Origin of the sequence: Olsenella sp. oral taxon 807 (assembly GCF_001189515.2) — a bacterium.
Classification (GTDB): domain Bacteria; phylum Actinomycetota; class Coriobacteriia; order Coriobacteriales; family Atopobiaceae; genus Olsenella_F.
This window is the reverse complement of the sequence record NZ_CP012069.2, coordinates 2,653,435-2,666,065: the sequence shown is the minus strand read 5'-3', so window position 1 is coordinate 2,666,065 and position 12,631 is coordinate 2,653,435. Positions and strand designations below refer to the sequence as shown.

Annotated in this window: 7 protein-coding genes; all 7 read left to right on the top strand. The window is 61.6% G+C overall.

What is annotated here, in order from left to right:
- Positions 1 to 68 precede the first annotated feature (68 nt).
- The gene (locus ADJ70_RS11485; RefSeq protein ID WP_050341583.1) at positions 69 to 341 is read left to right on the top strand and encodes a GNAT family N-acetyltransferase; all 273 of its coding nucleotides are present in this window, start codon (positions 69 to 71) and stop codon (positions 339 to 341) included.
- An 80-nt stretch (positions 342 to 421) separates the two neighbouring features.
- Entirely contained in the window at positions 422 to 1,810 is a 1,389-nt protein-coding gene (locus ADJ70_RS11480; protein ID WP_050341581.1) for a DUF4013 domain-containing protein, read from the top strand.
- A 202-nt stretch (positions 1,811 to 2,012) separates the two neighbouring features.
- Positions 2,013 to 2,813, top strand: a complete 801-nt coding sequence (locus tag ADJ70_RS11475) for a TetR/AcrR family transcriptional regulator (RefSeq protein ID WP_083443993.1) — start codon at positions 2,013 to 2,015, stop codon at positions 2,811 to 2,813.
- A complete protein-coding gene (locus ADJ70_RS11470) occupies positions 2,806 to 7,518 on the top strand; it encodes a 2-hydroxyacyl-CoA dehydratase (RefSeq protein WP_050341579.1) in 4,713 nt (1,570 codons plus the stop codon). Before ADJ70_RS11475 ends, ADJ70_RS11470 begins: the two co-directional genes overlap by 8 nt.
- A gap of 582 nt (positions 7,519 to 8,100) precedes the next feature.
- Entirely contained in the window at positions 8,101 to 9,390 is a 1,290-nt protein-coding gene (locus ADJ70_RS11465; protein ID WP_050341577.1) for an ATP-binding protein, read from the top strand.
- A 580-nt stretch (positions 9,391 to 9,970) separates the two neighbouring features.
- Complete coding sequence (locus ADJ70_RS11460) at positions 9,971 to 11,203, top strand: ATP/GTP-binding protein (protein ID WP_050341575.1); 1,233 nt, start codon at positions 9,971 to 9,973, stop codon at positions 11,201 to 11,203.
- Positions 11,196 to 11,918 carry an RloB family protein gene (locus tag ADJ70_RS11455; protein WP_050341573.1) on the top strand — a complete coding sequence of 241 codons (723 nt, stop codon included), beginning with the start codon at positions 11,196 to 11,198 and terminating at the stop codon, positions 11,916 to 11,918. Before ADJ70_RS11460 ends, ADJ70_RS11455 begins: the two co-directional genes overlap by 8 nt.
- The last annotated feature ends 713 nt before the right edge of the window (positions 11,919 to 12,631 follow it).

Here is a 12,631-nt window from a genome sequence, read left to right as displayed (position 1 = left end):
GGGGTTGTGGGCAGTTTCCCCGTGACGCCACAGGAAGCATGGCGGTGTACGACGATGGGAGGGCGGGCATGACATTTAAGGTATCTGCGGATAAGATTTGCTGCATGGCTGATGAGGGGGTCGAGCTTGGTCATATCGAGCTCCACCAACTCACACCCGATACCGTGGACATCATCCATACATTTGTGGAACCTGCGGGGCGTGGGCAGGGCATTGCGGGCAGGTTGTGCCAGCGCCTTGCCGAAGAGCTGCGCGATCGCGGAATGCGGGCGCGTCTGAGTTGCAGTTATGCCCAAGGCTGGTTCGAGAAGCACGAGGAGTTCTCGGACGTCGTAGCGTGACCTCCCGCCGGTCGCCTCGGCGCTCGACCGCAGGCGGCAACAGAGAGCTTTGTCGCTATGTGGGAAGGAGTCGGTGGACCATGCGAGAAACGAGATACCTCTCTCATGCGTGGGGCCTGCTCACCAGGGATAGGGGCTGGTATACGCCCATCTTGACGTTATCCGTCTATATGCTCGTTCCAGTGGTGGGGTGGCTCGTTGTGCTGGGATACGAGATGGAGTGGGCCCGTCGTGTTGCCTGGGGCTTCGAAGGGCCTCCCCAGAGGCGGGGCATCGATATCCCTCGGTGTTTCCAGAGCGGTTGTCGTGCCTTTGTCGCGGTCCTCGGATGGTGCATTGTGTGGGTGGTGCTTTACTGCGCTGTCGCAATGGCGGTGACCCGCTCATATCTTGGCCCCCTTGCCGATGCGCTGGATACTTTGATGCTTATCAGGATGCTGCCTTGGCTTCTGCTGAGCGTCTGGAGCCCTGTCGGTTGGCCGCTTATCGCCGTAGTCTCGTTTTGCACGGTCCTCACGGTCATGGTGGGCGTGCGGGCAACCATCTATCAGGATTCTGCTGCAGGGTATCAGATCAGTCGCATTGTGGAGATGATCAAGCGTGATGCTGGCGGCTATGCCAAGATCTCGGGCCTAGTTGCGCTTGTCGCGCTCGTCTGCGAGTTCGCCCCGCTGTTACTGTCTTACGTGTTTGCTTTCATAGGTGTCTTCCTTGGCCTTGCGGGCAGCGTGCTCTTCGTTCTCTTTCTGTATCCAGTGATCTTCCTGCTGATGGCCGTCTACTGCACCGTTGTGTTCCTGCTGATCCACACCATGGTCGGGCTATGGATGAGGCAGTTCGATGTTCCGTCATGGGGCAAGAGCACAGACTCGCTGCCTGCAGGGCGGCAGCCAAGTTCGGATGCACGGTTGGGATCTTTGGGCGGGGGGGACCAGCATGCCGCGCAGCCCTACCAGCTCGGGCAGTCCCAGCTCCAGGGGCAGGGGCCAGGGGATCAGCTCCAGGGGCAGAATGCCTCTCCTGCGCCCGGTGCCGCGTCTGGGGTACGTCCCCCTGACGTCGAGTGGGGCCTGTCTGCATCTGCGGGACTCTCTCGCGCCGACCAAGCGGGTACTCCATCTTCTCGCCCTGTTGATGGGGGTGACATAAGCTCTTTTCCCAACGCATCCGCTCCAAGCGATCGACCCTCGCCTATCGATTTTACCGATCCGGTCTCACTTGCCATCGAGGCGCTTGCGTCGCAGTCCCCTCAGTCGGCAGGACCCCGCACCGCTCCGCAGTCCCCTCAAACGGTGGAGTCCCACGCCGCGTCGCAGTCCCTTCAAACGGTGGAGTCCCACGCCGCGTCGCAATCCTCTCAAACGGCGGAACTCCACGCCGCGTCGCAGTCCCCTCAGTCGGCAGATGCCCAGACCTCCTTGGGCCCAGAGACGAACGGGGAGGACGTCCGCCCGAACGAGGATCAGTAAGTCCTGATAAACGAGGCTTTCGAAGCGCGGGCGCCACGTCCCCAAGGACTCGTGACGCACCGTCTGCTACCCCCTCCTGTGAAGTAATTGTGGCGTAGCCATGCGTGTGCCCATGCCACGTATGTTCTTTCTCACATTGTGCAATACTACTCACGCTGTAACATACTGCACAGTGTGAGCAAGAACTGGGGGTTCGCGGCATATGAGAACAGCTCTTCGGCAGGTTGGCACACAGCTGCGCAATCCGCGCATGACGGGAGACCGTCGCAGCGTTCGTACGCGCCGTGCCCTGCGCGACGCCCTTGCGGCCGAGATAGAAGCCACCGGTGACCTCACTCAGGTTACGGTCACGGCCGTTACCGACCGCGCCAGCGTGACGCGTCGCACCTTCTACTCGCACTTCAAGGACATCAACGACCTCGTGGGCCAGATCGAGGCGGAGACCATCCGAGACCTCAAGGGCCTGGTTGGCAACATAGCAGCCGTGAACCTCGACATCCTGCAGGATGCCTTGGACGGCTTCGCCCCCTGCCCGGGTTCGGAGGAGCTGCTCTCATACTTCAAGGAGCACGGAGACTATCTCGCCGCGCTCCTCGGAGACGGAGGTGACCCCGCCTTTGTCGAGCGCCTTAAGCGCATGGCCCGCGATGTCATAGCCGCCCGTGCCGCCAAGGGCCTTGACCTTGAGCTCCTTGGTCCCATCTTCGACTACTACCTGACCTTCTCCATCAGCGCGGAGGTCGGGGTCCTTGTCCGCTGGCTTACGAGCGGCATGCATGAGTCCGTTGCCGTGATGGCTCGTGTCATGACCTCGCTGATGTTCGTGCGTCCCGGCGACCTCTATGGCAGGGCCATCGACTTTGACATTCCCACGATCGCGCTCGCGCTGCTGAGTGCCGGTGACGGCGCGGGCACCGCAGGCAGGCGGAGCGTCGGTGACGGTGCCCGGCTCGTAGCTGGTGACTCAGGTCCACGTGTAGAGAGGGCGTCCGACAATGGCTAATCACGCAGCGTCCACCCAGGCTCAGGTTATGGCGGCGAAGCCCGTCGAGCTCAGGCAGCTTGGGGCGGAGCTCTATCCCGCAAATCGCATCGACCTCTCCCACATGGATCTGCGCCTTGGCATTGACGTGGGCTCCACCACGGTCAAGCTCGCCGTCATCGACGCAAGCGGCAGGCTGATCTACGCCAACTACGAGCGCCATCACACCGACGTCCGCGCCACGGCACGGGAGCTCTTCGCCCGCGCGAAGGCTGTCATAGGCAACCCGTCGATGCGCGTTTCGATCACGGGCTCTGGCGGCATGCTGCTCGCCAAGTGGCTCGACCTCGAGTTCGTGCAGGAGGTCATCGCCTCCAAGCGTGCCGTCGAGACCCTCATCCCCCAGACGGACTGTGCCATCGAGCTGGGTGGCGAGGACGCGAAGATCATCTACTTCGACAACGGCATCGAGCAGCGCATGAACGGCACCTGTGCGGGCGGTACAGGCGCCTTCATCGACCAGATGGCCTCGCTCATGAAGACGGATGCCTCTGGCTTGAACGACCTTGCCCGTGAGGCAACGCACATCTACCCCATTGCGTCGCGTTGTGGCGTCTTTGCCAAGTCCGATGTTCAGCCCCTCCTAAACGAGGGTGCCGCCCCCGCGGACATCGCGGCGTCCATCTTCCAGGCCGTCGCGAACCAGACGGTCAGCGGCCTTGCCTGCGGCCATCCCATCCGTGGCTACGTGGCCTTCCTGGGAGGACCCCTGCAGTATCTCTCCGAGCTGCGCCACCGCTTCTACGTCACGCTGAAGCTCGACGAGGAACACCGCGTCATCCCCCAAAACGCCCACCTCTTCGTGGCCACGGGCGCGGCGCTTGCCGGGGAGTCCGACAGGCGGGTGAGCTTCCAGGAGGTCGTCGACGCCCTCACCAACCTCAAGGACACGCAGGGCTCAGAGGTCGCCCGCCTTGAGCCCCTCTTTGCCGACGAGGCCGCCTACCAGGAGTTTAAGGCGCGCCACGACGCCCAGGTCGTCCCCAAGGGCAGGCTCGAGGGCTACTGCGGCCGTGTGTTCATTGGCATCGACGCCGGCTCCACCACGATGAAGGCTGCCGTCGTGGGGGAGGCGGGAGAGCTCCTCTACACCTGGTACGACAACAACAACGGCGACATCCTGGGGACCGCCAAGAAGATCATGGACGACATCTATGACCGTCTGCCAGAGGGCTGTGCCATAGGGCACGTGACCACGACCGGCTACGGCGAGGGCATCCTGATCGAGGCCCTGCGCGCCGACTCCGGCGAGATAGAGACGGTCGCTCACCTGCGCGGCGCCAAGGCCTTCGTGCCCGACGTCGAGTTCATCCTGGACATAGGAGGCCAGGACATGAAGTGCCTGCAGGTCAAGGGGGGTGTCATCGAGCATATCATGCTCAACGAGGCCTGCTCGGCCGGCTGCGGCTCCTTCATCGCGAACTTCGCTGACTCCATGGGCATGACGGTGCAGGAGTTCGCACAGGCTGCCGTGCGCGGAGCGCGCCCCATCGACCTCGGCAGCCGCTGCACCGTCTTCATGAACTCCCGCGTGAAGCAGGCCCAGAAGGAGGGGGCGACCATCGGCGACGTGGCGGCGGGCCTCTCGTACTCCGTCATCAAGAATGCACTCTTCAAGGTCATCAAGCTGCGCGACTACGATGAGATCGGCAGATACGTCATCGTCCAGGGCGGCACCTTCATGAGTGATGCCACGCTCAGGGCCTTCGAGTTGCTCACGGGTCGCGACGTCATCCGACCGGACATCGCGGGCACCATGGGCGCCTACGGGGCGGCTCTGCTCGCCCGAGACCGGGCGGGCGCCACGGGCACATCCTCGCTCCTCTCACGCGAGGAGATAGACAATCTCAAGGTCAAGCGCAGGAACTCGCACTGTGGCCTGTGCTCGAACAACTGCCAGCTCACCATCAACGACTTCGGCGGAGGCAGGCGCTTCATCACGGGAAACCGCTGCGAGAAGGGCTCCGGCAAGCCCAGACGCGAGCAGAGCAAGGCGCCGAACCTCTTTGACTTCAAGAACCGCCTGCTCTTTGACCGTCACTCGCTGCCGGTAGACGAGGCGCCCCGCGGCACCGTGGGGATCCCCCGCGCGCTCAACATGTACGAGAACTACCCCTTCTGGCACACCTTCTTCACCAAGCTCGGCTTCTCGGTCATCCTCTCTGACAAGACCACCAAGAAGACCTACGAGGCGGGCATCGAGTCCATGCCGTCCGAGTCCGTGTGCTACCCGGCCAAGCTCAGCCACGGCCACATCATGAACCTGCTCGGCAAGGATCCCGACTTCATCTGGATGCCCTGCATCCGCTGGGAGCGACAGGAGGATGACTCCGCGACCAACCACTACAACTGCCCGATAGTCATGAGCTATCCGCAGTCCTTAGAGCTCAACGTCGACGAGCTCTCCTCCCCTAAGGTCGAGTACCTGGACCCCTTCATCCCCTACGACAACAAGAAGGAGCTCAAGCGCCGCCTCTTTGAGGTCATCGCCGTCCAGCGTGTCGAGGACGCCGCGTCCGGCAAGGGGCGTGTGCGTGGGACGCCCATCACGCGCAAAGAGATAGACGCGGCCGTGAACGCGGCCTGGGAGGAGGACCTCGCCTTCAAGGAGGCCATGCACCGCAAGGGTGACGAGACCCTCAAGTGGATAGAGGACACGGGTTCTCACGGCATTGTGCTGGCGGGACGTCCCTACCACAACGACGGCGAGATAAACCATGCCATCCCCGAGCTGCTCCACGGCTTTGGCCTTGCGGTCCTCACCGAGGACTCCGTGGCCCACAAGATGATGCCCGAGCGGCCCATCCGTGTCGTGGACCAGTGGATGTACCACAGCCGTCTCTACCGTGCCGCCCGCTTTGTCGCGAGCAGGAACGACCTCGACCTCATCCAGCTGCAGTCCTTTGGCTGTGGCCTCGACGCTCTCACGACCGACCAGGTGCAGGAGATACTCGAGGCCTCTGGCAAGATATACACCGTGCTCAAGATAGACGAGGTCTCCAACCTCGGCGCTGCCCGCATTCGCGTGCGCTCGCTCATGGCCGCCCTCAAGGAGCAGAAGGCCGAGCTCGAGCGCCAGACGGCCGCCGGCATCGCGCTTGAGGCCGCGCCCGTGGGCGTGCGCATGGCCGATGGCTCCTTGGAGCGCGCCCGCCAGACCGACCTCTCCCGTCGCACGCCCGTGTATCGCGAGGCGAAGAGCGCCGCGTTCACGAAGCACAACTATACCAAGGAGATGCAGGCCAAGGGCTACACCATCCTTGCCCCGCAGATGGCGCCCATCCACTTCGACATCGTGGAGGCCCTGCTCAGGGCGGAGGGCTACAACTGCGTGCTCTTGCCCTCGGTCGACCACAAGGCCGTGGACACGGGTCTCAAGTACGTGAACAACGACATCTGCTACCCGTCCATCCTGGTCACGGGCCAGATCATGGAGGCCGTCCTCTCGGGTAAGTACGACCTCACGCGCACGGCGGTCCTGATCACCCAGACGGGCGGAGGGTGTCGCGCCACCAACTACATCGCCCTCATCCGCAAGGCCCTCAAGGACTCCGGCCACGAGGAGGTGCCAGTCATCTCCCTCACGGCGGCGAGCGGGCTTGGCGAGTCGTCGCCTGGCTTCAACCTCTTCAAGCCCAGCCTCATCGTCAAGGCGATCTATGCGCTGCTCTATGGGGATCTGATCATGCAGCTCCTGTATCGCACACGTCCCTACGAGACCGAGAGGGGCTCTGCCAACAGGCTCTACGACAGCCTGATGAGGCGTGCCAAGACCCTGATACCTCGCACCGACCGCAAGAGCTTCTATCGCCTCTGTCGAGACACCATCGACCGCTTTGACACGCTGCCGCTCACGGACGACCGCAGCAAGCCGCGCGTCGGCGTCGTGGGAGAGATCCTGGTCAAGTTTCACCCGACGGCCAACAACCAGGTCGTGGACGTCATCGAGGGCGAGGGCTGCGAAGCCGACGTTCCGGGCCTTCTGGACTTCTTCCTCTTTGGCATGTCCAATGCGATCAACACCCACGACGAACTGGGCACTAAGGCCATGAGTCGCCTCACGCACAGCGCGGGTATCAAGCTCGTGAGCTCCATGCGGGTGCCCATCAACAAGATGCTCGCCAAGTCCGAGAGGTTCTCTCCCTACGAGGACATCCATGAGCTCGCCCAGAAGGCAAGCTCCATCCTGTCGCTGTGCAACACGATGGGCGAGGGCTGGTTGCTCACGGCCGAGATGGTTGACCTCATCCAGCACGGCACGCCCAACATCGTGTGCTGCTCGCCCTTTGCCTGCCTGCCCAACCACGTCGTGGGCAAGTCGGTGATCAAGCGGCTGCGCCAGCTACATCCCGAGAGCAACATCGTGGCCGTGGACTACGACCCGGGCGCCTCGGAGGTGAATCAGCTCAATCGCATCAAGCTCATGATCTCGGTGGCAAAGGAGAACTTCAAGAGCGGAGGCGCGTTTAGGATCACGAACCCCGATGATCCCACCGAGCGCGTCCTGCCCGGCGAGAAGCTGCGCTTCCGCCGTCGCGGCGAGCTCGAGGACCTCATCGTCAACGAGGGGGGTGGACAGAAGGGGGGCGTGTACGGCGGCATTCACCTCTCGTCGGAGCAGCTCGCCACCATCGAGCGGGCAAAGGAGAAGGCCGGCGTGAAGTAGGGCAGGCGGGGCCGAGCCGGGTGCGCGTGCCGCGCGGTGCCTGGCGCGTACCGCACAACATGTGGATCTCGGCGTTCCGAACGTGCGTGATGTGAGTGATCAACTCACATCGTCGCCTCGAGCGTCGCGAAGTGAGTGGATCACTCACATCACATTGACGAAGTGAGTGAATCACTCACTTCGAGTACGCTTTCAGTAATCCTCTGACCTGCGAGAATAGAGTTTCCCTTCGTTAAGTCTGTGTCAGTTTCTGCCAAAAATTCACTCACATCACGATTGCGATGTGAGTGAATCACTCACATCGTGCCCGTCATATCCGCTACGTGACCGCCGTGCTCCCCCGCTTGCTATCGCAGGACTCATCTTGTCCGCAGGCCTTGGACTGCCATTCGTACATGCAGACCGCGTACGGCCGCGAGGGGTATGGTGTTTCCTCTGATATGCCGGGCAATTACCCTCTGTTTTACCGACAGATCTCGCTCTATTTTGCTGGTTGACAGGGCTCTATTTTGCTGGTTCAATAATTCTTGGCAGACATATATGCTCTGAGACAACAAGCTGCATCAGATGGGAGGTCGGCCTATGGACCAGGGAAGTCTCAAGCCGGATGGATATCTGCCAAGGATTGCCGACGCAGGTGTGTCACGCCTGCTTGATGAGTTTGGTGCTGTCGAGATTGTCGGACCGATGTGGTGTGGCAAAACCTGGACCTCTCTCTCGTTCGCCTCGAGCGTGACCAGGATAGGCCGCGAGGCCGAGCGCTCGCTTGCCCGAGCGGACCCTACGACAGCACTTGTGGGGGAGCAACCGCACGCAATCGATGAGTGGCAAGATGTTCCGTCAATCTGGGATGAGGTTCGCTATCGAATTGACGAGACGGGCAACAGGAGCGGGCAGTTCATCCTAACTGGCTCCTCCAAGCCCAATAAGGACAGATTACAGCACAGTGGGGCGGGACGTATAGCCACGTACCGGATGAGCACGATGACCCTTGTCGAGACCGGTGAGTCGAGCGGGGCGATCTCCCTCGCAGGCCTCTTCGGCGGGCGCTTTGATCCACAACTCGCGCACCAGCGGCTCGAGCCATATGCGCGCATGATCTGCAGGGGTGGGTGGCCAGCCCTCCGGTCTAGGGCGGCGGGAACTGGCGACTACGTGTCGAGCTATCTGGATGCCCTGTTTGCTAGCATCACTCGACGAGGCCTTGACGGTAGGGTGGCGCGCCGCGTCGCCCAATCGCTCGCGAGAAACTCAGGCAAGGCGGTCAAGTTCTCGACCGTTGCCGCAGATGCGGGGATATCCGGTGCGAGTCCCAAGGCGAGTGCTTCCGTGGCGTCATCCTACGCCTCGGAACTTGTAAGGCTTTACGTCGTCGATGAGGTTGGCGGGTGGGATGCCCCGATACGCTCAAGATCGCGGTTGAGGACGAAGCCAAAGAGGTACTTCGCCGACTCGTCGCTTGCGGTGTCGCTGCTCGGCATCACGCAGGAAAGACTCATGTCCGACGGGCAGCTGTTTGGCCTGCTCTTTGAGTCGCTTGCCATGCATGACCTGCGGGTCTACGCGTCCGCGTTACCCGGAGCACCCGCCGATTCGCTCCACTACTACCGCGACTCCGACGGCCTCGAGGTCGACGCTATCATCGAGCTGACAGACGGCCGCTGGGCGGGCATCGAGGTGAAGCTCGGGGAGGACAAGCTTGGGGAGGCTATCACCAGCCTGGATCGCCTCCGTCGCAAGGTGGCGAGAAATCCCATGGCGAGAAACCCAGCGCCGGCGTTCATGGCGGTGCTCGTGGGAGCCGGTGAGCTGGCGCGCTATGACAAGGACGCCGACGTCTACGTCATGCCGCTCACATGCTTAGGTCCCTGACAGAGCGGCGTCCAGTGGGGTGCCTGCGGGTACCACGAACCCGACGCCCAGGGGCATATCCCAGAAAGGCCCCTTTGCCGAAGTGCTTTGGGGGCAATGCATACCCGGCGTGGGCCCGTGCGCGTGAGGTTCAGTGGCGGTTGAGGTCGGCGGCGATGTTGCCCCAAGAGCCGCAGTGCTTGGCGGCGCCGTGCGCGGCGAGCTCGGTATGGTGGTGCGCGGCGCGCGAGGCCCGAGGGCTTCCTGGCGCGCCTCGGGGGGTCCCTGTTTGGCCCAAGATTCCCACCGCAGTCACACGTTCCGGAGTGGAGAAGACAGGTGGCGCAGACATATCAGGCTGGCGAGGAAGTCGTTAGCTGAGGAACTGGGCTGGTGCGGTCCGAGCCTCACGTGGGCGGCTTTAAAGCGACGGATGAGCTTTGACCCACTCACGTGCTTTTCTGTCTATAGTATCACGTCTGGTTCTTACCCTTAAGTATCTTGACTTTGTTATTTTAGATAGTAAAATCAGAAAAAATCTCTAAATACAGAGTTAAAACGGTTAGATCCTAGGTCTTGAAAGGCTAAAGGAGACGCAAAGATGCTCTGCCAGTTCACGTTCAGCAACTATCGGTCATTCCGGGACGAGATGACGTTTAGCATGCAGGCCACGCAGATGAAGGAGTTCTCGGACTCCCTCATTCCCGGCGGGGACTCGCAGAGGCTCCTGCCCGTCGCAGCGGTCTACGGCCCGAACGCCGGCGGGAAGACCAACTTGTACAGGGCCCTCGAGTACGTCTGCGGTGCCGTGGCGATACCGATTACTGCGCTCACGCATGGCGGGGACCATGGCAATAGGATGATCGGTCTGAGACGGTGCAATCCGTTCGCGTTCGATGCGGAGACCTTGAAGGCCCCCTCTGATTTCGAGCTGTACTTTAGGACGAACGGTTATGAGTACCGCTACGAACTCGAGGTCGCCAGCGACCAGGAGATAACCTACGAGGCGCTCAACCGTCGCAAGGTAGGAGGGTCGCGGCCCGCGATGCTGTTCACCCGGGAGGGTGGCGAGGTTGCCTTGGGCCCAATGCTGAAGCGCAGCGGGGTCTCCACGAACTTCAATGTCGCTATACCCTATCTCTCGTTCCTTGGTATGAACAGCGATCTCGACGCCGTGCAGGATGCGGTATCCTGGTTCGTAGGGTCGACGTTTCTGAACTACAACAGCGGATATCTGGAGTTCATGCTCGAGCAGATGCTCGACGAGGAGGACTCCGATTCGATCACGGGTCTCCTGCGGTCAGTCGACATAAGGATCGACGGCTTTCGGACGGAGGCTAATGACGCCGAACGGGGAAACCAGCGAGTCTTCGTGAGGCACAAGGTGAATGACGGAACATACGAGCTACGGCTCTCGGAGGAGTCGGCCGGCACACAGAAGATGCTCGGGCTTGCAAAATTCCTGCTTAGGGCGCTTGCGCGCGGGACCTTCATCGCCGTTGACGAGCTGGACGCGAAGCTGCACCCGAAGCTCCTGCGGTTCGTGACACTGCTCTTCAAGAATCCGGAGATAAACCGTAACGGCGCCCAGCTCTTTTTCACGTCGCAGGATGTCTCGACGATGAGGAACGACGTCTTCCGCCGAGACGAGATCTGGTTCGCTGCAAAAGACGAGGATGAGTCGAGCCAGCTTTGGTCGCTCGCGGACATCCACGAGAGCAACGGCAACCTCGTGAGCAAGAACGCTGCGTTCGACCGGCAGTACCTTGCGGGGCGCTATGGCGCCGACCCGTATCTGTCGAGGATGGAAGAGTGGGTGCTTGCCCATGAGTAGAAAGCCCGTCAAGAGGGGCGACCGTAACAAGGCATGGAGGAGCTCAGTGAGGCAGGGCTCCCCGCGATATCGCACCGTCCAGATGACCAGGCACCTCGTGGTCACCGAGGGCACGGAGACGGAGCCAAGGTACTTCAACGGAATGAGGCTCCTGCTTGGAGAAGCCAATGGCAGGAAAGTCAACGTGGTGGTGCGCAGCACCGGCAAGCACACGATGGGCCTGCTCGAGTACGCGAAGGAAGCCTGCCGCAGGTCGCCCGATGTATACGATCATGCGTGGCTTGTATATGACAAGGACGACTTCTCCGACGAGGAGTTCGACAGAGTCGAGGCACTCTGCCAGCAGACCATAGAGCTCGCCACGTACCATGCCCTGTGGTCGAACCCCTGCTTCGAGATATGGCTGCTCGAGCATCTGCGGTACACGACGGCGCCGATGGACAGCGCATCGTGCTGCAAGGCGCTATCCGATGCGCTCAAGAGGGAATTCGGAATACTATATAAGAAGAACATGGACGGGATGTCTGAGCTTCTATTTGCTAAGCTGGAAGTGGCCCGCGCAAATGCATTGAAGCTCCGTAGGTATCATGCCGATATCGGCAATGACACTCCTTCGTCTCAATGCCCCTGTACTAACGTCGATGCCATTTTCGAGGTCATGAGCGAGTTCCTATCACCTGAAGGGGGTGGGAAAGACAGAGGCGATTGGCGATAGGATGAAGTACGTGCTCTGGGGAGGGCTGCGGGGTATTGCGAGATGATCCTTGTGGCTCCTGGTGGGTCTCATGAGTTCGCAGGCGGGGCCTTACATGTGCCAATAAGGTCTCGAAGGATAGTCGCGGCTGCTATCCTCTGCCTAGGTACAAGAGCCGACATGAGTGCGTGTCGCGGGAAGACCGGAAACGATGGAAAGTGAACGGCTCTTCGGGGGTTCGTGTGGGTTGACGCCTCGGCGAATCGCGTCGCAGCGGCGTACACAAGTGCCCCACCCTGCAACCGGCGACTCACGCAAAGACGCACTCTGGGGGGTCACTCTCACGGAAAGGCGCACTTTGCGTGTGGGCCTCACCAAAGGGCGCACTCTGCATGCGGGCGGTCGCCCAGAGTGCACTTTTCCGTGAGGGCCCGCGCGCAGAATGCGCTTTTCCGTAGAATGTGCTTTTCCTTACCTGCGCAAACGTGGAGCCACCTCACGCAAAGGCGCATTCTGCGCAGACGGTCTCACGTAAAAGCGCAGTCTGCACCCGCCGGCTCACGGAAAGGCGCACTCTGCGCCGGCGACGCAACCCGCGACGTGACCGAAAGGCGCACTCTGGGCGGGCGACGTCACGGAAAGGCGCACTCTGCGTGTGGGCCTCATCAAAGGGCGCATTCTGCATGCGGGCGGTGGTTGCGTCGAGAGCGCGTTTTCGCCGATCTGTGTACACT